Annotated in this window: 20 protein-coding genes; 6 read left to right on the top strand and 14 right to left on the bottom strand. The window is 55.0% G+C overall.

The genetic code is table 11. The features are described 5' to 3' along the window. Positions 1-48: 48 nt before the first annotated feature. Positions 49-570, bottom strand: coding sequence for a GNAT family N-acetyltransferase (locus VSR74_RS19285; protein ID WP_347796205.1), 522 nt, complete (start codon positions 568-570; stop codon positions 49-51). Positions 571-651: 81 nt separating this feature from the next. Beyond that, positions 652-2,028, bottom strand: a complete 1,377-nt coding sequence (gene mpl, locus VSR74_RS19290) for a UDP-N-acetylmuramate:L-alanyl-gamma-D-glutamyl-meso-diaminopimelate ligase (protein WP_347796206.1) — start codon at positions 2,026-2,028, stop codon at positions 652-654. Between the two features lie 175 nt (positions 2,029-2,203). On the opposite strand from mpl, the gene fbp reads away from it, so the two are divergent. Continuing rightward, positions 2,204-3,202, top strand: a complete 999-nt coding sequence (fbp, locus tag VSR74_RS19295; protein WP_347796207.1) for a class 1 fructose-bisphosphatase — start codon at positions 2,204-2,206, stop codon at positions 3,200-3,202. 41 nt (positions 3,203-3,243) lie between these two features. On the opposite strand, the gene yjfF is transcribed toward fbp, so the two are convergent. The 4 genes from yjfF to ytfQ form a co-directional block, all read right to left on the bottom strand. Then, positions 3,244-4,239: a galactofuranose ABC transporter, permease protein YjfF gene (yjfF, locus tag VSR74_RS19300; RefSeq protein ID WP_347796208.1), complete on the bottom strand. Its 996-nt coding sequence runs from the start codon at positions 4,237-4,239 to the stop codon at positions 3,244-3,246. Then, positions 4,226-5,251: a galactofuranose ABC transporter, ATP-binding protein YtfT gene (gene ytfT / locus VSR74_RS19305; RefSeq protein ID WP_347796209.1), complete on the bottom strand. Its 1,026-nt coding sequence runs from the start codon at positions 5,249-5,251 to the stop codon at positions 4,226-4,228. The genes yjfF and ytfT overlap by 14 nt, the downstream gene beginning before the upstream one ends. Positions 5,252-5,261: 10 nt before the next feature. After that, positions 5,262-6,764, bottom strand: a complete 1,503-nt coding sequence (gene ytfR, locus VSR74_RS19310) for a galactofuranose ABC transporter, ATP-binding protein YtfR (protein WP_347796210.1) — start codon at positions 6,762-6,764, stop codon at positions 5,262-5,264. 123 nt (positions 6,765-6,887) lie between these two features. Continuing rightward, on the bottom strand, positions 6,888-7,844 hold the full coding sequence (gene ytfQ, locus VSR74_RS19315; RefSeq protein WP_347796211.1) for a galactofuranose ABC transporter, galactofuranose-binding protein YtfQ: 957 nt from the start codon (positions 7,842-7,844) through the stop codon (positions 6,888-6,890). Positions 7,845-8,236: 392 nt separating this feature from the next. On the opposite strand from ytfQ, the gene ppa reads away from it, so the two are divergent. After that, the gene (gene ppa / locus VSR74_RS19320) at positions 8,237-8,764 is read left to right on the top strand and encodes an inorganic diphosphatase (protein WP_004857176.1); all 528 of its coding nucleotides are present in this window, start codon (positions 8,237-8,239) and stop codon (positions 8,762-8,764) included. A gap of 96 nt (positions 8,765-8,860) precedes the next feature. Here ppa and VSR74_RS19325 read toward each other — a convergent pair whose 3' ends face one another. From VSR74_RS19325 to tamA, 5 genes are all read right to left on the bottom strand, one after another. Next, positions 8,861-9,211: a type II toxin-antitoxin system ChpB family toxin gene (locus VSR74_RS19325; RefSeq protein WP_347796212.1), complete on the bottom strand. Its 351-nt coding sequence runs from the start codon at positions 9,209-9,211 to the stop codon at positions 8,861-8,863. Beyond that, positions 9,205-9,456, bottom strand: coding sequence for an AbrB/MazE/SpoVT family DNA-binding domain-containing protein (locus VSR74_RS19330; protein ID WP_347796213.1), 252 nt, complete (start codon positions 9,454-9,456; stop codon positions 9,205-9,207). Before VSR74_RS19330 ends, VSR74_RS19325 begins: the two co-directional genes overlap by 7 nt. Before the next feature lie 207 nt (positions 9,457-9,663). Then, complete coding sequence (locus tag VSR74_RS19335; protein ID WP_347796214.1) at positions 9,664-10,008, bottom strand: gamma-glutamylcyclotransferase family protein; 345 nt, start codon at positions 10,006-10,008, stop codon at positions 9,664-9,666. A gap of 2 nt (positions 10,009-10,010) precedes the next feature. Continuing rightward, positions 10,011-13,790, bottom strand: coding sequence for an autotransporter assembly complex protein TamB (gene tamB / locus VSR74_RS19340; protein ID WP_347796215.1), 3,780 nt, complete (start codon positions 13,788-13,790; stop codon positions 10,011-10,013). Next, entirely contained in the window at positions 13,787-15,520 is a 1,734-nt protein-coding gene (gene tamA, locus VSR74_RS19345) for an autotransporter assembly complex protein TamA (RefSeq protein ID WP_347796216.1), read from the bottom strand. Before tamA ends, tamB begins: the two co-directional genes overlap by 4 nt. 268 nt (positions 15,521-15,788) lie before the next feature. On the opposite strand from tamA, the gene msrA reads away from it, so the two are divergent. Continuing rightward, on the top strand, positions 15,789-16,424 hold the full coding sequence (gene msrA, locus VSR74_RS19350) for a peptide-methionine (S)-S-oxide reductase MsrA (protein WP_347796217.1): 636 nt from the start codon (positions 15,789-15,791) through the stop codon (positions 16,422-16,424). Between the two features lie 313 nt (positions 16,425-16,737). Next, entirely contained in the window at positions 16,738-18,078 is a 1,341-nt protein-coding gene (paeA, locus tag VSR74_RS19355; RefSeq protein ID WP_347796218.1) for a polyamine export protein PaeA, read from the top strand. Positions 18,079-18,146: 68 nt separating this feature from the next. Here paeA and VSR74_RS19360 read toward each other — a convergent pair whose 3' ends face one another. Continuing rightward, positions 18,147-18,353: a DUF1107 domain-containing protein gene (locus tag VSR74_RS19360; RefSeq protein ID WP_015966176.1), complete on the bottom strand. Its 207-nt coding sequence runs from the start codon at positions 18,351-18,353 to the stop codon at positions 18,147-18,149. Positions 18,354-18,677: 324 nt separating this feature from the next. Here VSR74_RS19360 and VSR74_RS19365 point away from each other — a divergent pair, with 324 nt between their 5' ends. Continuing rightward, positions 18,678-19,235 carry a YtfJ family protein gene (locus tag VSR74_RS19365; RefSeq protein WP_347796219.1) on the top strand — a complete coding sequence of 186 codons (558 nt, stop codon included), beginning with the start codon at positions 18,678-18,680 and terminating at the stop codon, positions 19,233-19,235. On the opposite strand, the gene cysQ is transcribed toward VSR74_RS19365, so the two are convergent. Then, entirely contained in the window at positions 19,225-19,968 is a 744-nt protein-coding gene (gene cysQ / locus VSR74_RS19370; RefSeq protein WP_347796220.1) for a 3'(2'),5'-bisphosphate nucleotidase CysQ, read from the bottom strand. The genes VSR74_RS19365 and cysQ overlap by 11 nt on opposite strands. Before the next feature lie 218 nt (positions 19,969-20,186). Between cysQ and VSR74_RS19375 the strand changes: the two genes are divergently transcribed. Next, a complete protein-coding gene (locus tag VSR74_RS19375) occupies positions 20,187-22,130 on the top strand; it encodes a bifunctional 2',3'-cyclic-nucleotide 2'-phosphodiesterase/3'-nucleotidase (RefSeq protein ID WP_347796221.1) in 1,944 nt (647 codons plus the stop codon). A 113-nt stretch (positions 22,131-22,243) separates the two neighbouring features. Here VSR74_RS19375 and VSR74_RS19380 read toward each other — a convergent pair whose 3' ends face one another. After that, positions 22,244-22,624, bottom strand: a complete 381-nt coding sequence (locus VSR74_RS19380; protein WP_347796222.1) for a winged helix-turn-helix transcriptional regulator — start codon at positions 22,622-22,624, stop codon at positions 22,244-22,246. Between the last annotated feature and the right edge of the window lie 14 nt (positions 22,625-22,638).

Below are 22,638 nucleotides of genomic sequence, written 5' to 3' on the forward strand. Positions count from 1 at the left end.
TTTCTCCCTCGCCCCTTTGGGGAGAGGGCCGGGGTGAGGGGAATGTGTCTACCCCATCACCACCCCGCACAACCCCTCATTAAACCGCTGATACCCCACCGCATCGAGCCCCTGCGGATAGCTCAGCACCACCAGTTCATGATCGGCAATCCCCTGATGATAGGTCGGGTGCGCGTGCGCCCACGGGTTCGCTATAAATCCCATTGATTCATAAAACCGTAGCCGCCGATGGGCAACCTCAGTGGTAAGCGGGTCAATCTCCAGCACCGTTAACGGAGCGCGGGTCAGAAGTTCAGCCAGCAAAATCTTGCCGTAACCTTTTGAGCGTAAAGCGCTATCAACCGCCAGATGCTCAATGTAAAGCATCTTTCCCAGCCGCCAGCTACCGCTCATCCCCACAAATTGCTCACCGTCGAACCACGCTTCCAGCGCATAGCGCGGGTCGTTAAGTGCCTGAACTTTCGCCGCTGCTTCGCGCTGTTCATGCCACGGAAAAGCCTGCGCGTAGAGCGCATCGACGCGCGCAAAAAGCGCCGAGTCTGTTGAAGTAAGTTTATGTGTCGAAAGCATCCGTGTTCTCCGCGGAAATTTACCAATAAAAAAGCCAACCGGTTTCCCGGTTGGCTGCGCAGAAACCTGACCTGAGTGAGGTTACTGTTGTTGCTGTTCCGCTTTTTTCGCCAGGCCGTCCAGCAGTTTCTGATGGATACCGCCGAAACCGCCGTTGCTCATCACCAGAATGTGGTCGCCCGGGTGCGCGGTTTTCAGCACCATGTCCACCAGCGTATCGACGTCAGCACTCCAGTGCGCCGGCTGCACGCAGGCTTCCGCCACTTCCGCCACCTGCCACGGAATGTGCTGCGGCTGAAGCAGGAACACTTCATCCGCGCGACCCAGTGACGGGGCGAGATCGTCTTTGCAGACACCCATTTTCATGGTGTTTGAACGCGGTTCCAGCACTGCCAGAATACGCGCCGTACCGCCGACTTTGCCGCGCAGCGCCTGAAGCGTGGCGAGGATGGCCGTCGGATGGTGCGCAAAGTCATCGTAGACGCTGACGCCGTTGGCTTCACCGCGCAGTTCAAGGCGACGACGGGCGTTGATGAACGTACCCAGCGCGTTGGCCGCATCCGCAGGGGTAACACCCACGTGACGCGCAGCAGCAATCGCCATCAGGCCGTTGTGCATGTTGTGCTCGCCCACCAGGCCCCATTTCACCTGACCGACGACGTCGCCATCCAGCAGCACTTCCCACTCGGAGGCATCGGCGTTCAGTTTTTTCGCCTGCCAGTGGCCCTGTTCGCCCACCAGCTCCTGCTCGCTCCAGCAACCCATCGCCATCGTCTGCTTCAGGTTGATGTCGTTTTCCGGCCAGATAATGCGTCCCTGTCCCGGAACAATGCGCACCAGGTGATGGAACTGTTTCTGAATCGCTTTTAGATCGTCAAAGATATCCGCGTGGTCAAACTCAAGGTTGTTGAGGATCAAGGTGCGCGGGCAGTAATGCACAAATTTAGAACGCTTATCGAAGAAGGCGCAGTCGTACTCATCGGCTTCAATGACGAAGAACGGGCTGTCGCCCAGACGCGCGGAGACGTCGAAGTTCCCCGGCACACCGCCAATTACAAAGCCAGGCTTATAGCCGCAGGCTTCGAGGATCCAGGTCGCCATCCCGGCGGTGGTGGTTTTACCGTGCGTACCGGAAACGGCCAGTACCCAGCGGTCGCGCAGGACGAAATCATGCAGCCACTGCGGGCCGGACATGTACGGAATGTTCTTTTCCAGTACCGCCTCAACACACGGATTACCGCGCGTCATCGCGTTGCCGATGATCACCAGATCCGGCTGCGGGTCGAGCTGACTGGCGTCATAACCCTGAATTAAATCAATGCCCTGGTTCTCAAGCAGCGTGCTCATCGGCGGATACACATTCGCATCCGAGCCCGTTACTTCATGGCCGAGGGAGCGGGCCAGCATTGCCAGGCCGCCCATGAAAGTGCCACAAATTCCCAAAATATGAATGCGCATACGTCACTATCCTTCTCTAATATGCCGCACATTTTACCCATATGTTCGCCACCAGCGAAATGCATTTCAGGATATTCCGTACTTTGCTGGCGCGATTCACCTGTGCGCATTCTTTTTATTCTTTGTTAAGATTGTTGCAGTCGCTTTACTCCACATTAACTGCAGGGAAAGTGTTATGAAAACGTTAGGTGAATTTATTGTCGAGAAACAGCATGAGTTTTCTCATGCGACCGGTGAGCTTACCGCTCTGCTGTCGGCAATAAAGTTAGGTGCCAAAATCATCCATCGCGATATCAACAAAGCGGGTCTGGTCGATATCCTGGGTGCCAGCGGTGCTGAAAATGTTCAGGGCGAGGTGCAGCAAAAACTCGATCTGTTCGCCAACGAAAAACTGAAAGCCGCACTGCGCGCCCGCGATATCGTCGCAGGCATCGCATCCGAAGAAGAAGACGAGATTGTGGTCTTTGAAGGGTGTGAACATGCAAAATATGTGGTGTTAATGGATCCACTGGACGGCTCCTCTAACATCGACGTGAACGTCTCCGTCGGGACGATATTCTCTATCTATCGCCGCGTGACGCCTGTCGGCACGCCGGTCACTGAAGAAGATTTCCTGCAGCCGGGCAACAAACAGGTTGCTGCCGGTTACGTGGTTTACGGCTCCTCAACCATGCTGGTCTACACCACCGGTTGCGGCGTCCACGCCTTCACCTACGACCCGTCGCTGGGCGTGTTCTGCCTGAGTCAGGAGCGCATGCGCTTCCCGGCCAAAGGCAGCACTTACTCCATCAACGAAGGCAACTATATTCGTTTCCCGATGGGCGTGAAGAAATACATCAAATTCTGCCAGGAAGAAGATAAATCGACGCAGCGCCCGTACACCTCGCGCTACATCGGTTCTCTGGTGGCAGATTTCCACCGCAACCTGCTGAAGGGCGGCATCTACCTCTATCCAAGCACCGCCAGCCACCCGGAAGGGAAACTGCGCCTGCTATACGAATGCAACCCGATGGCGTTCCTCGCGGAACAAGCGGGTGGTAAAGCCAGCGATGGTAAACAGCGTATTCTGGATATCATGCCGGAAACCCTGCACCAGCGTCGTTCCTTCTTCGTGGGTAACGACCATATGGTGGAAGAGGTCGAGCGCTTTATTCGCGAGTTCCCGGACGCGTAATACCGTTGATGGAAAGCCCGGCGGCGCTTTGCTGGCCGGGCTTACAGTTTGTTCGTTGCTATCCGCGTTACAGATGCATTCTGCCGATTCTCCCACAGCACCGTCAGCGCACGTTGCAGGGCGATAAAGATAAACAGCAGGATACCAATCGCAATCTTCGTCCACCATGAACTGAGCGTACCGTCAAAGTTGATGTAGGTTTGAATCAACCCCTGAATCCCTACGCCAAACAGCGTGCCCAGCACCGTCCCGACCCCACCGCTCAGCAACGTCCCGCCAATCACCACCGAGGCAATCGCATCCAGCTCGACGCCAACACCCGCCAGCGCATAACCGGCCTGGGTGTAGACAGAGAAAACGATCCCGGCAAGCGTCGCCAGACCCGTAGAGAGCATGTAAATTCGAATCGTCGTGCTACGGGTTGAAATCCCCATCAGGTTCGCTGACGTGGCGCTACCGCCGATAGCATAGACCTGATTACCAAAGCGGGTGCGATGAGCGAGGAAAATGCCAATCACCACCACCATCAGCATCAACAGCCCCATCGCGCTCAGACGCCCACCGCCGGGGATCATCCACGCCAGGCTAGAAAGCGTGTCGTAAATCGGGTGGTTAATCGGAATCGACTCTTCGGAGACCAGATAACTGACGCCGCGCAGGAAAAACATCCCCGCAAGCGTAATGATGAATGCCGGGATTTTCAGCGCATCAATCAGCAGCCCCATAAATGCGCCGAACGCGCAGCCCATCACCAGCACCAGCGGGAAGGCCAGCAGCGGCGAGATCCCCCAGAAGCCGATCGCTTTAGCGAGGAACACGCCGGTGAAGGCGATCACCGAACCCACTGAGAGATCGATCCCGCCGGAGAGGATCACAAAGGTCATGCCGACCGCAATGATCCCCAGAAACGCGTTATCGGTAAGAATGTTGCAAATCACCCGCGTTGAGGCGAAGCCGGGAAACTGCGTCAGGCAGTAGAGATAACCGAGGATGAACACGCCGAGCGTGATCATCAGCGGTAGGTTACGTTTTATCATGGCCGCGCATCCCCTTCAGTATGCTAATAAAGCGTGGCGACTGGACAATCAGCACACACATCACCACCACCGCTTTGACTACCTGATTCAGCTCCGGCGGAAAACCCGAAAGCAGGATCCCGGTATTCATCCCCTGGATAATCAACGCCCCCACCACCGAGAGCAGAAGATTAAAGCGCCCGCCCATCAGCGAGCCGCCGCCAATCACCACCGCCAGAATGGCGTCCAGCTCCAGCCATAACCCGGCGTTATTGGCGTCCGCGCCGCGAATATCCGCCGCGACAATCACCCCGGCGATGGCCGCACAGACACCGCTCAGCACATAGGTCAGCATCACCACAATGCGCGTATTTACCCCGGCATTTTTCGCCGCACGGATGTTGATGCCCACTGCTTCAATAAACATCCCCAGCGCCGTTTTACGGGTAAACAGCCAGAAAATCAGCAGCGTCACCAGCGCGATAATCACCGGAGTCGGGAACAGCAGCAGCGAGCCGCTGCCCAGCCACGCCAGATGCGGCGAATCAAAGGTGACGATTTGCCCGGTGGTGATCAGTTGCGCCACGCCGCGTCCGGCAACCATCAGAATCAGCGTGGCCACAAAGGGCTGGATTTTGAGGATGGCAACCAGGATGCCGTTCCATAATCCCGCCAGCACGCCGGAACCGAGTGCCGCCAGCAGCACGACGGGCAGGCTATGCCCGGCGACGGTCATCGAGGCCGCCGTCGCCCCGGCAATCGCCATTACCGCGCCAACGGAAAGGTCAATCCCTCCGGTAGCGATCACCAGCGTCATGCCGATAGCCAGCAACGCAACGGGAGCCGCGCGGTTGAGAATATCAATCGGGCTGCCGAACAAGCGCCCGTCCTGCAACACCACCTGTAAAAAGTGCGGCGAGACGAGGCTATCGACCAGCAGCACCAGAAGAAGCGCAATGATTTGCGGCATGCCCGTCGGCCATTTGAAGCGGCGTTTGGGCTGGCCTGGCTGGGGAACAGATTGTGGCATCACGATTTACTCCTTATGCCGCAATAGCATTCATAATGGCCGGAACGGAGAGCTTATCGAGAGGGATCTCCGCCACCTGTCGGCGATCGCGCATGATGATTATCCGGTCGGCATAGCCCACCAGCTCTTCCAGTTCAGATGAAATCACCAGCAGCGCCAGCCCATCGGCACACAGGGTTTCGATCAGGCGGATGATCTCCGCATGCGCGCCGACGTCGATCCCGCGCGTGGGTTCATCGAGGATCAGGAACTGCGGGCGCGTCAGCAGCCAGCGCGAGAGCAGCACTTTTTGCTGATTGCCGCCGGAGAGAAATTCGATTGGCTGTTCAGCGCTCGGCGTGCGAATACCAAGCTGGCGGATAAAACGCCCGGCAATCTCATTTTGTTCTTTGCGCGGAATCGGCCGCAGCCAGCCGCGCTGCGCCTGCAATGCCAGAATGATATTTTCCCGCACAGAAGCGGCAGCGATGATACCGTCGGTTTTGCGATCTTCCGGGCAGAAGCCGATCCCCAGGCAGGAGGCCTGGTGCGGAGAGCGCAGGGTTTGCTGTTTACCTTTGATCGTCGCCGTGCCGCTGTCGGCGGGTTTGATACCGAAGATCACTTCCGCCGTTTCGGTTCGCCCGGAACCGAGCAGCCCGGCGAGGCCTACGATCTCACCGGGCCGCACCTGGAGATCGAACGGTTCGATAGTGCCCTTTTTGCCAAATCCTTCAAACGCAGCGATAGGTTTATCGCTCAGCAAAGTACGCCCTGCACGCTGCAATGCGTGGGTGTCCAGTTCGCGGCCCAGCATCATTTTTACCAGTTCGATCTGCGGAAGCTCGCGCGTTTCCCGACAGCCGACAAACGCGCCGTTGCGCAGCACGGTGATGCGATCGCTCACCGCATACACCTGATCGAGAAAGTGGGTGACGAAGATCAGGCTAACCCCCTGATCGCGTAATTGACGCATCAGGGTGAATAACATCTCCACCTCTTTGGTATCGAGGCTGGCGGTAGGTTCATCAAGGATCAACACTTTGGCGGAGAGATCGATGGCACGACAGATCGCCACAATTTGCTGCATCGCCACCGAGAAGCGGTTGAGCGGCTCGCGCACATCCAGCGAAAAACCGTAGGATCCCATCAGCGCGGTGGCGCGCTTTTCCATCTCTTTGCGACACAGGAATCCGAAGCGTCTCGGCTCGCGGCCAATGAAAAGATTATCCGCCACCGACATATTGGGCAGCAGATTCACTTCCTGATACACCGTGCCGATCCCCAGTTGCTGGGCATGAGCGGTATTTTTTGGCGAGATAATTTTGCCATCGAGCCAGATCGTGCCGCGATCGGCATGGTAAACGCCGGTTAACGCTTTGATAAGCGTCGATTTCCCTGCACCATTTTCACCGAGCAGCGCCATGATCTCACCGCGCCGCAGGCTGAAATCGACGTTATCCAGCGCTTTGACGCCGGGGAAGAGTTTGCTCAATCCTTCGGTGCGGAGGATTTCCTGATGTTGGTTGGTGGTCATGGTTTCCCCCCTCACCCTAACCCTCTCCCCAGAGGGGAGAGGGGATGGCTTGTGCAAATGGTTAGATTCTTCCCCGGTTTTCTCCCTCTCCCTGCGGGAGAGGGTCGGGGTGAGGGGCCAAACTCAATACCCCATATTTTTCTTCTTCTCTAACTCTTCTTTTGCCGTATCAGGCAGGTAAAGCGTTGATTTGGTGACGGTCACTTTCTCCGGCATCGTGCCGTCTTTTTTGAATTTCTCCAGCGCATCAAACGCCGGGCCAGCCATGTTTGGCGTCAGCTCGACGCTGGCGTTTGCTTCACCGGCAATCATCGCTTTATAGATATCTGGTACGCCATCAATAGAGCCAGTGAGGATATCTTTACCTGGTTTCAGACCCGCTTCTTTAATCGCCTGAATCGCGCCGATCACCATGTCGTCGTTATGGGCGTAAACCATGCAGATATTCTTGCCGTTGTTCTCGGCCTTGATAAAGCTCTCCATCACCTCTTTACCCTTGCTGCGGGTAAAGTCGCCAGACTGGGAACGGATGATCTTGATGTTTGGCGCTTTGGCGATGGCTTCTGCGAAGCCTTTCTTACGGTCAATCGCCACACTCGCGCCCACGGTGCCTTGCAGTTCAACGACATTACACTGTTTGCCGTCGACGGTTTTCACCAGCCAGTCGCCAATCAACTGCCCTTCCAGTACGTTGTTGGCGGTGACGGTGGTCATATAGAGCGATTTATCTTTCACATCAATGGATCGGTCGAGCAGGAACACCGGAATTTGCGCGTCTTTCGCTTCTTTCAGCACAGGTTCCCAGCCTGTCGCCACCACTGGCGCAATGAAAATCGCGTCAACGCCCTGAGCGATGAACGAGCGTACCGCTTTGATTTGGTTCTCTTGTTTTTGCTGACCATCGGCGATTTTCAGGGTGATGCCGCGTTTCTGCGCTTCACTCTTCGCAACGTTGGTTTCCGCTGCGCGCCAGCCGGATTCAGAACCTACCTGCGAAAATCCCACTGTTAAAGGGGCAGCCATGACCATAGACGTCATGGCTGCGGAAACTGCTGTGACAAGAAGTAAGCGCTTCCACATAAAGTTATCCTCGTAGGGTTATTGTTGGTGAAAAACACGCCTGCGGACAAACTATAGACAATGACAAATGTAACAGAATGCGTTACATCACAATTCAGGAAAGTGAATGCAATGTTAATTGTCAGTATTGGCGGGAGTTGAGGAGGAATCAGGGGTCAGGCGATGATTGATATTGCAGAATTTTTCTCCGTTTCAGAGGCCATGAAAGCGCAGATGTAAGCGCTTTCATAAAATTATACAGAATGCGGCTAACTTTATGGATTTTAGAGTTATCAGAAGGGGCTGAAAAAGGCGTAGCAGGTAAGAGAAGAGATAAAACAGGTCAAGACTTTCGTGTTGAGTTGGCTATAATACCCGCCACTTGTTTGCCATACATTTTAAAGGAAACAGACATGAGCTTACTCAACGTCCCTGCGGGTAAAGATCTGCCGGAAGATATCTACGTTGTTATCGAGATCCCGGCGAATGCGGATCCTATTAAATACGAAGTCGACAAAGAGAGCGGCGCACTGTTCGTTGACCGCTTCATGTCCACCGCGATGTTCTATCCGTGCAACTACGGTTACATCAACCACACCCTGTCTCTGGACGGTGACCCGGTTGACGTACTGGTTCCAACGCCGTATCCGCTGGAGCCAGGCTCTGTTATTCGCTGCCGTCCGGTTGGCGTGCTGAAGATGACCGACGAGTCTGGCGAAGACGCTAAACTGGTTGCCGTACCGCACACCAAACTGAGCAAAGAGTACGATCACATCAAAGATGTGAACGACCTGCCAGAACTGCTGAAAGCGCAGATCACCCACTTCTTCGAGCACTACAAAGACCTCGAAAAAGGCAAATGGGTTAAAGTTGACGGCTGGGACAATGCTGAAGCGGCTAAAGCTGAAATCATTGCTTCCTTCGAGCGTGCGAAGAAATAAGATTTCTTTTTGCGTGATAAAAGACACCGCTTCGGCGGTGTTTTTTTATGCCTGAAGATAGCGGCTAACGCCTAATCTAGCCTGGTGCTCTCTGCACTAATCAAGAATTGCCTGCGCCCGAAGTAACACATCCTCCATCACTTCCGCGCTCACCTCGCCCAGTTTCTTCGCGCCGCGCGCGCGTAAATCCATCATGCGAAACTGATTAACCAGCACAACACCGCTAACGTCGCCGGTTTTGCAGCTCAGTGGAACAGTAAAACCGGCATAACGCGCGTAGTTTCCCCCCTGCGTAATGGGTGCTACCAGCACCATTCCGAACCGGTTAAAGGCGCTGACAGACAGCACGAGTGCTGGACGCCCCACACCTTTTTGTTCGTGTCCGGTCGCGGGTTCAAAGCCCACCAGCACGATATCTCCACGTGCAAATTCCGAGCTTTTCACCATACTTCATCGCCCTGCGGGCCGCTCTTACCCCAAATGTCATCTTCGCTTAACGCGGGCGCATTGATATCACACTGGGCCAGCAGCGCATCCAGCGAGTAGTGCCGCTTCAGCGGCGTCAGGATAATTTGGTTTTCTTTCACATTGACCTCCATGTTCTGCCCGGCGGACAGATTCAGCTCTTTGACGACGGTACCTGGAATGACCATCCCCATACTGTTTCCCCATTTTTTGATGGTAACGTGCATAGCGCCCTCCTGAGGTTATACAAAGTATAACTCAGCAGTTCACCGTCGAGTTTGCCTTTTTGGGGTAAAACGCGCCAGCGTCCTTTTTAAGGTTTTCTTTAATCTGGAAAGAGGAACGTAGCGTGAAGAGAAAACGGGAACAGATTGCAGAATAAACGCGGTATGACGCACAAAAAACAACGCCACCCGAAGGTGGCGTTATGCGTATTAATAGCGGTCTTTGTCTAACCAGTCTCCGCTTTCTATCAGCGTCAGCCCATCGACCGGGCGCTGATAGACGTACATCCAGGCACTACCGTAAGGCGTTTGGATAAGGTGGCGAGCATATTCACCCGCTTTGGTACGCAGCTCGTCAAGTTCAGACATCGTCGCCGCATCAACCCGGTAAACTTCACCGTGTACTGTGCCTTTTCCCGGCACCGCGCCTGGATAGTGGCCCAGGCTGTACAGTTGATAGTCGTCGACGCTGTGCTGGCCAAGCAACTGGGCGTTAGTCATCCAGTGGCTGTTGCCTTGTTTACGCCGCAAACTGCCGTATACAAATATTCGCATTGCTAAAACTCAAACTGATAGAGCAAATCAAGCGCCTGGTCGATCCCAGACACCGCTTCCAGATATAGCTTAGGCATCAGGCGATAGCGTAACGTGAGAGTCGCTAAGGAGTCAAAGATCCCTACACCATATTTCACCTGCAGACCTGGCAGTACGTAGCCACTGACCACCACCTGGGAGGAGTCCCCCACCCCTTGTGTGTCCAGCGCCAGATTGCTTACGCCAAATGTCTCGCCGATTTTACCCACAACCTGACCACTTTGTGCAACCCCCAGGCCAATAAGCATGGATGTCATCGCGGCACTGTCGCTCTGATCGCTGTCCAGCCCCTGTCCACGAACCAGGTAAGAGAGTGCCTGCTGCTGCGACATCGCCGGGTCGGAGAAGACCTCGGCTTTCGGCTGGTCAGCCGGGCCGGTGACGCGAATACCGGCGGTGACATCATCTTCGGTGGCGTCCGGGTTACGAATCGCTTCGATATTCAGCAACGGTTGATCCGGCGGCCCGGAGAAGAGCAGTTCACCTTTACGCACGATCAGATCCTGCCCGTAGGCGTGGAAACGCCCTTCCGGGATGTTGATCTGTCCGTTCAGACCCAGTCCCTGCTTATCCTGCGCCACTTTGAGATCGCCGGTCAGGCGCGCTTTCAGGCCGAAGGCATCCAGACGCACGTTGTTGCCGACGTGAATGGTCAGGTTGCTGTTGATCGGGATCGACGCGGTTTTCGGGTTCTCCGGTTGCAACTGGTCGTTAAGCATCACTTCATCACTGGAAACACCGACCGCGCTTTCCGGTACGTCATGCACCACGATGCGCGCCCACGGTACATCGACACTGCCGTCGAGCGTGAAGAGGCTCGGCGTGGCGTTGAAGACCACATCCGGTGAGACATCAAGGCGCACCATCGGCGGCACGGTGATGCGCACCCGGCTGCCTTTCGCCGCGACGCTGGCGCGCCAGTTGTCGATTTGCGTCCAGTCGGCGTTACCACTGAGGTTAATACTTCCCTGCTGGGTCAACACTTCCCCTTGCAGAGTGGAACGCGTGCCGTTGAAATTCATCGCAATCTGGCTCGGCTGCATATCGAACGGCATGAAGTTACCGTCAATATCCACACCGTTCAGTTGCAACTGACCGAAGAGTTGCGGCCCCTGAACGTCACCTCCCAGGCGCAGATTGGCGTTCAGTGTGCCCGCCGCTTTCTCGCCTTTGGCGAAGATAGGGTTAATCATCGCCAGCGAGAAATTGCGGATGTTGACGTTGCCGCCGAGATTACGCCGCCCCTGCGGGTCAGTAACCTGTATCTGGCCATCCAGTTGACCATTGTTGGTCAGGCGGATCATCCAGCCCAGTTCGGCGCGGTTGTTATGCAAGTCCGCATTCAGATTCAGGGTGTCGAAGGCCACCGGCAGCGGCGCGTCGTTCACGATTTGCGTAACCTTCACGTTGCGCCCGTTAAGCGTCACTTTGCCCTGCGGCAGCCCCTCTTTGGTGGTGTCCCAGCTTACGTCGGCGTTACCACTGAACACGCCGCTGGCCTGCGTCTCTTCCGGCATAAATGGCTTGAGCATCGCCAGGTCGAAGCGGTTGAGGTTAACCTGCGCGCGGCCTGCCGCCCCGGCGTCGATGGTCTGCGGCACGCAGAGTTCGGCGTCCGGGTTAGTCCAGCAGTGCGGGCCAACGCTGATTTTCTGCTCTTTGTTGCGATAATCCAGCGCGATTGCGCGCGTGAGCGACCACGGGCCAACCGGGGTCTGGAAACGCGTATCGCTTAGCGAGCCTTTCCAGCGCTCCTCTTTACGATCAAAACTGCCTGCCAGCGCCAGTTGCCCGGAGACCGGTTCACCGTTAATGCGCAGATTCAGGGTATGCTGTTTCTCGCTACCTTTGGCGCTGAGATCCACCAGGTTGATATCCACGCCCGGCTGGGCGATACGCTCAACGCGCACATCAAGATTACCGGCAATCTGGTCAGTGGATTTCACATCGCCTTCCACGCGCACCTGACCGACGGTAAGCTCCTGCCAGCGAAGGCCACGCGCGGTGATATCCGCCAGAAGCTGCGGCGCGTCCACCGTACCGCGCACTTTCACCAGGCCTTTCGCCGTCCCGCCAAGCCCTGGCAAAGCGTTATCCAGATTCGGCGCATCAATGGTGGCATCGAGATTAAGATCTTTAACCCCCAGCTCACCCTTCACGTCGGCGCTGTTCTGCCCCAGTTCCAGATGCAGACCAGGGATTATCCACTGCATGTAGCTATTGCCCTTCAGGGAGCCTTCGACGTTTACCCGATTCTGCTTCACGTTACCGGTCAGCTTGAGCGAGGGCACATCCATCTGCCAGCTACCACCATAGAGACTGCCCTGGGTTTTAATCAGACCATCAAGCTTCGATGGCCAGTCCGGCACCTCTTTCGCCGTATTGATACCGTGCAAGGACAGCTCGCCGCGCCAGCTTATCGCTTGCTGCCAGTCCAGCAGCGCTTTTAGTTCAGTCGTGCCTTCCAGCGCCGCCACCGTCAGCTTATCGAGATTAACCTGCAGTTCGTTGCCTTTCGCATCCAGCTTAATATTGGCGGGTGGTACCCCCTGGCCTTTCACCGCAGTGGCGAATGACAGGGTGTAGTCCGTCATTTTACCGCTGAGCTTCAGCTTCAGATCATCAGCCTGGAACTGCTTCTCGCCGGTAAACGGCCAGTAAACCTGTTTGCTGGTCACTTCCAGATTCAGCGGCAACCCGGCCTCCGCCAGTTGGGTTTGCGCACGCAGTGACATATCGACCGGGCCGGAGAGATTCACGCCCAGTTCCAGTTGCTTACGCACGTCGCCGCCCAGCTTGAGCTTAATTTTCTCGCCCTTTAGCGGGTCGATGTTAAGCGTACTGTTCAGGGTAATATCAACCGGCCAGTCGTTGGTAAGCTGTGCCGTACCGGTGGCGTTTACCGTCCCCTGACTGGAGTCGATATCGAGCGCGTCCAGCTTCATGTTGCCGTCGATGCTGCTTACCTTCAGCAGCATTTTATAAACCGTCAGATCCGTATCACCCGTGATGCGCAGTTGTTCGCCGCTGAAAGATTCGATATTCAGATTGAGCGGCAGATGAACATCGGTCATTTCTGGCAGCACCGGCCTTGCGAAGAGGTCTTTCATCGTCTCGCCAAGCGGTTTCTCTTCCGGCTGCGGGTTGTCGATTTTCGGCTCGACGACCTCTTTCTGCGCGACGTCCGCTACTTTCGGCAGGGCTATCAGCAATCCTTCCAGCGTGGTTGGCGTCAGGGTCAGGTTTTTCTCCTGCCAGTTCATCCCGGTAGTGAAATCCATCACCGACACGGTCGTATCGTCAATTTTGATATTCACATTATTGAGCGCCACACGGCTCAGGGTGATGGGATAAGGCGTGGAGAGATTGAGCGGGCCGCTCTCCTCTTCTTCCGGCGCTGCTGCCGCTGGCGGCATTTTGCTGCTGTCGATGGCGACATTAACATCACGCAGGGCGATATCGTTCACACACAGGCTGCTGTCCCACAGACAGGCTGTTTTTACCGCCAGATGGAACTCTCCCGCGTTTACCGCCACGCCCGGCTGCGTGTAACGCACATTTTTCAGCGTCAGGTCACGCCATCCACCCGTCACCTGACCAATTTCCAGCCCAGGCACCCAGCGGTTCGCGGCGTTAAACAGCAGATGCAACCCTTTGGTGGTGCCAATCAGGAACGCCACCGCCCCCAAAAGCAGCACGATAAAAATCAGTACGCCGAGGCTTATTTTCTTCCATAAACTCATAATTCAGGCCCCAGACCGATGTAGAACTGTAATCCATGCTCGTCTTTGTCGCCCACCGGGGCGGCAACGTCGAGCTTGACCGGGCCCACGGGCGACTGCCAGCGAACGCCAACGCCTGCACCGGTTTTCCAGTCGCTGCGGCGGATATCACTCACCGCTTCGCCACCATCCATAAACACAGCGCCCCACCATTTCCCGGTGACGTTGTACTGGTACTCCACCGAGCCCGTCGCCAGTTTAGAAGCCCCTTTCAGTTTTCCGTCGTCGTATTCCGGGGAGATCGATTTGTACTTATAGCCACGAATACTGCGGTCGCCCCCGGCGAAGAAACGCAGATCCGGCGGCACTTTGTCGAAGTCGCCGGTTTCAATCCAGCCAAGGTTGCCACGCATGACAAAGCGGTGTTTATCGTACAGCGTTCTGATCCAGACGTTCTGCGCCTGCCAGACGCTGAAGTCGACATCTGACCCCCAGGCCGTGTTGGAGTAGTCGATGGAGTAACGTTGGGAATCGCCCCAGGTCGGCATCAGGCCGCCGCGCGAACGGGTACGGCTAATCATCACGCCCGGATAAAGCAGCATGGTGGTGTTGGTCACATTACCCTGGGTAAAGTGATCGAAGCTCCAGCGCAGGTTAATCGCCCGCTGCCAGCCGCTGGAGAGATCCCAGTAGCGCGACAGCGCAAGCGTGGTGGAGTCGGCTTCGGTATCGTTGAGATCGGTACGTTTAAAGCCCCCCTGCACCAGGTAGTACTGCTCAAGCGGGTTCTTCAGAAGCGGCATCTTGTAGCTGAAATCGAGGATCTGCTCGGGCGAGGAGAGGCTGGCGCTGGTCGTCAGGCTGTGCCCATAAGAGTTGATCCACGGTTTTTTCCACGTCGCCTTCACGCGCGGGCCCACGTCCGTCGAATAGCCTATACCGGTTTCGATGGTGTTTTCACTGCGCGGCGAAACCACGCCATGCAGCGGTAATATCTTGGTCTCGCGTGATTTTTCGAACTCCGGCGCCACAATCACCGATTTAAACCAACCGGTGGCCGACAGGCGTCGATTCAGTTCAGCCAGGTCGCTGGACTGGTAGTAATCACCCTGCTTAAACGGCACGAGATTTTGCAGGTACTCTTCGCGGATCTGCGATCCTTCAAAAGTCACCTCGCCAAAGCGATAACGCTCGCCGCTGTCGTAATCGATATCCCAGAATGCCTGATGTCGGTCAAGGGCGATGCCGAGCTGGCTCTTTTTAAATTCGCTATCAAAATAGCCGCGACGCAGCGCAACGCTGGTTAAGCCTTTTTTGAAATCGTCGTAATCGCTGTGATCGAGAATGGTGCCAATCGCCGGACGCGTTTTCAGCAACGCGAGGTAATCTTTATCGGTGCGCGCGCCGCCGCGCAGGACAACATCGGTGCCACCAATGCGCACCGGTTCACCGGGTGTGACTTTTGCCAGTAACACCTGGCGCCCTTTTGCCGGCGGTGGTTTAAGTTCAAAATCGATGGTCGGTTCGTAGTAACCGAGCGCTTTCAGCCCTTCGCGGATGGCATCATCGACGCGCGCACGAAAGCGGCGATCCGGCGTTACCTCGTCACCCTGAATGGTCGAGAGCTGCGCTCGAACGTTTTTTTCCAGTTGCCCTGAAAGTCCTTCAACCTGCAAACGGATATTCGCTGCATCGGCAACACCGCTGGTCAGCAGCAGGCTGACCAAACATAACTGGCGGATTTGTCGCACATTTTCTCCTGAATATTCTGTTTCCACCCCAATGGAAACGAAAGCCTTTCCACGGCAATAACGGCGTCGGAAACGTATCAACCAATTCCCTGCTCATACGTATGACGCTCTGTTTTTCAACAACCCTGAAAGTTAAAGGGTTGAAAAAGAGACAACACCCCAAATTATTCTTATGTTTAAATCTAGTCGTATTCAGCGTGTTTATTGTGTTAAAAGACACGCCTGGTTACAACCTTAACTGCACATCTCGTAATCTGGAGACCGTCCTATGAGCTTATTTGAGAAAAATCACCTTGTGTCTCAGTCGGATGCGTTACCAGGACGCAATACACCGATGCCCATTACTACATTACATGCCGTTAACGGCCACTCGATGACCAACATCCCGGACGGAATGGAAGTCGCGATTTTCGCGATGGGATGCTTCTGGGGGGTAGAACGCCTCTTCTGGCAGTTGCCTGGCGTCTACAGCACCGCGGCAGGCTACTGTGGCGGTTATACGCCAAATCCGACCTACCGCGAAGTGTGCTCCGGCCAGACCGGACATGCCGAGGCGGTACGTGTCGTTTATGATCCCTCCGTCATTAGCTATGCGCAACTGTTGCAGGTGTTCTGGGAAAACCACGACCCGGCACAGGGCATGCAGCAGGGGAACGACCACGGCACGCAATATCGCTCGGCAATTTATGTGCTGACGCCAGAACAGGAGCGTGAAGCACACGCCAGCGCCGAACGATTTCAGGCTGCGATGAAAAGCGCAGGCGACGATCGCCGCATCACAACGGAAATCGCCGCCGCTAAACCGTTCTATTATGCGGAAGATGACCACCAGCAATATCTGCATAAAAACCCGTATGGCTACTGCGGGATCGGTGGAATTGGCGTTTGCCTGCCGCCGCAATAAAATTTGCCGCCGCTCTCCTGCACCCGGAAAGCGGCGTTCAAATAGCCCGCCCTGAAGCACTCAATTAAACGCCAGCCCCCGCGGGTGTTTCAGGCGGTTTTGCAACCGACGTAGCGCCTCGCTGCCCGGTTCAATAACGCCGCTGAATAGCCCTCCCGCGACGCCAAACGCACCCCACTGGCGAATTTACACGCTTTTACGCTATACTAGCTGCGAATTTACCGGCCCAGTGCCTTCGGGCTGGTTTTTAGTGTATTCCACACGAACGTTCAACTTCCCTTCCGAGGATCTGGCCTTAACGGTCGGATAAGATATGTTAAACAGTATTTTAGTAATACTTTGCCTGATTGCCGTCAGCGCCTTTTTCTCGATATCCGAGATCTCGCTGGCCGCCTCCCGTAAAATCAAACTCAAGCTGCTGGCCGATGAAGGCAATGTGAATGCGCAACGCATCCTGAAAATGCAGGAAAACCCCGGTATGTTCTTCACCGTGGTGCAAATTGGCCTTAACGCGGTCGCCATTCTGGGCGGTATCGTGGGCGATGCGGCATTCTCACCGGCGTTCCACAGTTTGTTTTTAAACTACATGTCGCCTGAACTGGCAGAGCAGTTGAGTTTTATCCTCTCCTTCTCGCTGGTGACTGGCCTGTTTATTCTGTTCGCTGACCTCACCCCGAAGCGCATCGGTATGATTTCCCCGGAAGCCGTGGCTTTACGCATCATCAACCCGATGCGCTTCTGTCTTCTGGTCTTCCGTCCGCTGGTTTGGTTCTTTAACGGCCTCGCCAACAATATCTTTCGCATTTTCAAACTGCCGATGGTGCGCAAAGACGACATTACGTCTGATGATATCTATGCCGTGGTGGAAGCCGGTGCGCTGGCAGGCGTACTGCGTAAACAAGAACACGAGCTGATTGAAAATGTGTTTGAGCTGGAATCGCGTACCGTGCCGTCTTCAATGACGTCGCGCGAAAACGTGATTTGGTTCGATCTGCATGAAGACGAGCAGAGCCTGAAAAACAAAGTGGCTGAACATCCGCACTCGAAGTTCCTGGTGTGTAACGAAGACATTGACCACATCATCGGTTATGTCGATTCCAAAGACCTGTTGAACCGTGTGCTGGCGAATCAGAGCATGGCGCTGAACAGCGGCGTACAGATTCGTAACACCCTGATTGTGCCGGATACCTTAACCCTCTCTGAAGCGCTGGAAAGTTTCAAAACCGCGGGTGAAGATTTCGCGGTGATCATGAACGAATATGCGTTGGTGGTGGGTATTATCACCCTCAACGATGTTATGACCACGCTAATGGGCGATTTAGTCGGCCAGGGGCTGGAAGAGCAGATTGTCGCGCGTGATGAAAACTCGTGGCTGATCGACGGTGGCACACCGATTGACGATGTGATGCGTGTACTGGACATCGACGATTTCCCGCAGTCTGGCAACTATGAAACCATCGGCGGCTTCATGATGTTTATGCTGCGCAAAATCCCGAAACGCACCGATGCGGTGAAGTTCTCAGGCTACAAATTCGAAGTGGTGGATATCGATAACTATCGCATCGACCAGTTGCTGGTAACGCGTATCGATAACAAGCCGACGATGCTGGTGCCGAAACAGGCAGACATCGAAGAGAAAGGAACGGCTGCGTAAAAAAAGCTGCCCTGAAAACATCAACGGCTCCCATCGGGAGCCGTTTGCTTTTCTGCCGCTAGCTGCCGTTAAGCCATCTCTGTTTGCAGACGCATAACGTGGCGGTTGACCTCGGACATCACAGAATAGTGCTGCTTGTCCTTAATCTTAGGGAGTAGAATTTTCCCCTTATCAAACTCGAAAGCACCAACGTCCTTGATGTACAACCGTCCACGAAACAGGATTTTCACGTACTTTGCCACCTGAAGCGGGTTGTAGCGTTGGAAAATTTTCATTCTTATCTCCTGCGAGTATAACGCCCTTGTTGATTCCAAATTTGGTTCAACGCTCCGGGGCGCAATGTTAAATACCCGTTAACTATAGTCCATAACCACAGAGCTACCCTAGTATAGGGAGCTTTATTTACCTTTTTATTACAATAATTGAGAATTTTCTTTTCAGCTATACGATGAATACAGTATAAGCCTTCGATTTACTGCGGTTATGTGCGTTCCCCCACAAAGTGGCATTAACCTTGCGGGAAAAACATATCAATAGCACTTATGCTTAAAAGCATCGGCCAAGTGGTCGGATCACCTGCATAAAAAGAAGGACACACCATGACCTTACGTTCTCTGTTGGCCATCTCATGCCTGTTAATGCCCTTAATGGCATCCGCCCACTCTCTGAAGGAGGGGGAGCGCGTCCCCGCGGTGGGCGTCGCCGATCGCGGTGAATTGATACTCGACAATGATAAGTTTAGCTACAAAAGCTGGAATAGCGCGCAGCTTCCTGGAAAAGTGCGAGTGGTGCAACATATTGCCGGGCGCACTTCCGCCAAAGAGAAGAATGCCGGCCTGATTGAAGCCATTAAAGCGGCGAACCTGCCCCATGACCGCTATCAAACCACCACCATCGTCAACACCGACGACGCCATTCCCGGCACCGGGATGTTTGTGCGTAATAGCCTGGAGAGCAATAAAAAGCTCTTCCCATGGTCACAGATTATCGTCGACAGCAACGGCGTGGTGAGGAAAGCCTGGCAACTGGAAGAAGAGAGTTCGGCGATTGCGGTACTGGATAAAGACGGGCGCGTAAAGTGGGCGAAAGACGGCGCGCTGACGCAGGATGAGGTGCAGCAGGTGATAGCCCTGCTGCATACATTACTTAAAAAATAGAGACCCGAAAGCCGGGGTTAAGGAAAGATTCTCGCGGCGAGTAATCGAGGGTTTTCCCCTCCCAGTCGTGAACTCGCGCCCCGGCGGCAACGGCCACCGCATGACCAGCGGCGGTATCCCAGACGTTGGTCGGCCCGAAGCGCGGGTAGAGCTGCGCCTGCCCCTCCGCCACCAGGCAGAACTTCAGCGATGAACCGATAGACGTGGTCTGATGCTCGCCGAGTTGTTGTAGATACTCAGCAAGTTCTGGATCGTTACTGTGCGAGCGGCTAATGACCACCAGCGGCGGGCGCGCATCGCGGGCGTGGATCTGCTTACGCACGCCGCACTCTTCTTTCCAGGCTTTCCCCTCTGCCGCGCTGTACATCACTTTCGTGACCGGCGCATACACCACACCCAGTACCGGCTTACCTTTCTCAATCAGCGCGATGTTAACCGTAAACTCACCGTTGCGTTTGATAAATTCTTTGGTGCCATCCAGCGGATCGACCAGCCAGTAACGCTGCCAGTGCTGACGAACCTCCCAGCCCGGCGGATCTTCTTCCGATAAAATCGGGACATCGGGCGCCAGCGCCTGAAGACCTTTAATAATGACATGGTGCGCTGCAATATCCGCTGCCGTGACGGGAGAATCGTCTTTCTTGCTGGCAACATCCATCGGTAGCGCTCCATCATAAACCTGCATAATGGCATCGCCCGCGTTCCGTGCAAGCTGACATACTTGTTCTAACATTCTCCACCTCGTTGAAATTGCAGCGGTGTTAACTCGTTGTTTTATTTATATCGCATCGTCAGTCATTGCGCCATTCCCATCATCGCCTTACGGCCAGGATATCTGTGAAGCGCTGCCGGTTTCCGCACCGTCTTTTCTGGCATGATTCACATTCCTGTAAGCAACAGAATGTATATACATTTTCTTTTGTGCCCCGGATCTGAAAAGGACGCTTCCTGATGATTAAGTTTAGCGCAACGCTCCTGGCCACGCTGATTGCAGCCAGCGTTAATGCCGCCACCGTCGATCTCCGTATTATGGAAACCACTGATTTGCACAGCAATATGATGGATTTCGACTACTACAAAGATTCTGCAACCGAAAAATTCGGACTGGTTCGCACCGCCAGCCTGATCAATGCCGCGCGAGCCGAGAGTACCAATAGTGTGTTGGTTGATAACGGTGATGTGATTCAGGGTAGCCCGATGGGCGATTATGCCGCGGCAAAAGGGATGAAAACCGGTGATACGCACCCGGTATACAAGGCCATGAACACGCTCGATTACACCGTGGGAAACCTCGGCAATCATGAGTTTAATTACGGGCTGGATTTCCTGCATAAAGCCATCGCAGGTGCGAAATTTCCGTATATTAATGCCAATATCATCGACGTTAAGAGCAAAAAGCCGCTTTTTACGCCTTACCTCATTAAAGATACCCCGGTGAAAGATAAAGATGGCGCAACGCATAAGCTGCGTATCGGTTATATCGGCTTTGTGCCGCCGCAAATCATGACCTGGGACAAAGCGAATCTTGAGGGCAAAGTCACGGTCAACGACATCACCGAAACCGCCCGCCGTTATGTGCCGGAGATGCGTAAAAACGGTGCTGACGTGGTGATAGTGATTGCTCACTCCGGGCTCTCTGCCGACCCGTATCAGGCGATGGCGGAAAACTCGGTGTACTACCTCAGCGATGTACCGGGCGTGGATGCCATTATGTTCGGCCACGCTCACGCGGTGTTTCCGGGGAAAGATTTTGCCAATATCAAAGGGGCGAATATTGATCAAGGCACACTGAACGGCGTGCCAGCGGTAATGCCGGGCATGTGGGGCGATCACCTCGGCGTGGTGGATCTGGTGCTGAATAACGACAGCGGGAAATGGCAGGTTGCCTCCTCAAAAGCGCAAGCCCGCCCTATTTACGACGCAGCGGCCAAAAAATCGCTGGCGGCGGAAGACAGCAAACTGGTCGGGATCTTAAAAGCCGATCACGACGCCACCCGCGAGTTTGTCAGCAAACCAATCGGTAAATCCTCCGACAATATGTACAGCTTCCTCTCGCTGGTGCAGGACGACCCGACCGTACAAATCGTCAATATGGCGCAGAAAGCCTACGTCGAGCGCTATATTCAGGGCGACCCGGATCTGGCGAAACTGCCTGTACTCTCGGCCGCCGCACCGTTTAAAGCCGGTGGACGTAAGAATGACCCGGCGAGCTATGTCGAAGTGGAAAAAGGCCAGCTCACCTTTCGCAACGCCGCCGATCTTTATCTCTACCCGAATACGCTTGTTGTCGTGAAAGCGAGCGGTAAAGAGGTGAAGGAGTGGCTGGAGTGCTCTGCAGGGCAGTTTAATCAGATCGACCCGACCAGCACAAAACCGCAGTCGCTCATCAACTGGGATGGCTTCCGCACCTATAATTTTGACGTTATCGACGGCGTGACCTATCAGATTGATGTTACGCAACCCGCCCGCTACGACGGCGAATGCCAGACGGTGAACCCGAAAGCGGAACGTGTGAAGGATCTGAAATTTAACGGGAAACCGATCGACCCGAACGCAACGTTCCTGGTGGCGACCAATAATTATCGCGCATACGGCGGCAAATTTGCCGGGACGGGCGACGGGCATATTGCCTTTGCCTCGCCGGATGAGAACCGTTCTGTGCTGGCAAACTGGATTAGCGCCGAATCAAAACGGGCAGGAGAGGTGCATCCGGCGGCGGATAACAACTGGCGTTTAGCGCCGATTGCCAGCAAAGCCCCGCTGGATATTCGTTTTGAAACCTCACCATCGGAGAAAGCCGCGGCATTTATTAAAGAGAAGGCGCAGTATCCAATGAAACAGGTCGAGACGGATAATATCGGTTTTGCGATTTATCAGGTGGATTTGAGGAAGTAATGCCCCCTCACCCCGGCCCTCTCCCACAGGGAGAGGGAGAAAACCGGCGCAGAGCGTTTATACCGCACTATCGGTTCCCTCTCCCTGTGGGAGAGGGGTAGGGTGAGGGGCATTTATGCCGCACGCTCATCCCGCACCGCCAGCACTTCTGGCAAATTCAGCTCAATCCAGTCCGCCAGCGCGGCGACCTTCTCACTCACCTGCTCCCCCAGCGGGGTGAGGCTATACTCCACATGCGGCGGCACGACCGGATAGGCGATGCGGTTGAGAAAACCATCCTGTTCCAGCGCCTGTAACGACTGGGCGAGCATCTTTTCACTCACCCCGCCCATCTTACGGCGCAGATCGCTAAACCGGTGGGTACCCTCGCGCAGCGCAACCAGAATCAATACACCCCAGCGGCTGGTGACGTGTTTCAGCACATCACGCGACGGACACTGTTCGGCGAAGAGATTCCCCTCTTTGAGTTGTTGCGACAGGCTAATCTGACTCACTTTACACTTACCTT

Origin of the sequence: Pseudocitrobacter cyperus (assembly GCF_039889165.1) — a bacterium.
Lineage (GTDB): Bacteria > Pseudomonadota > Gammaproteobacteria > Enterobacterales > Enterobacteriaceae > Pseudocitrobacter > Pseudocitrobacter cyperus.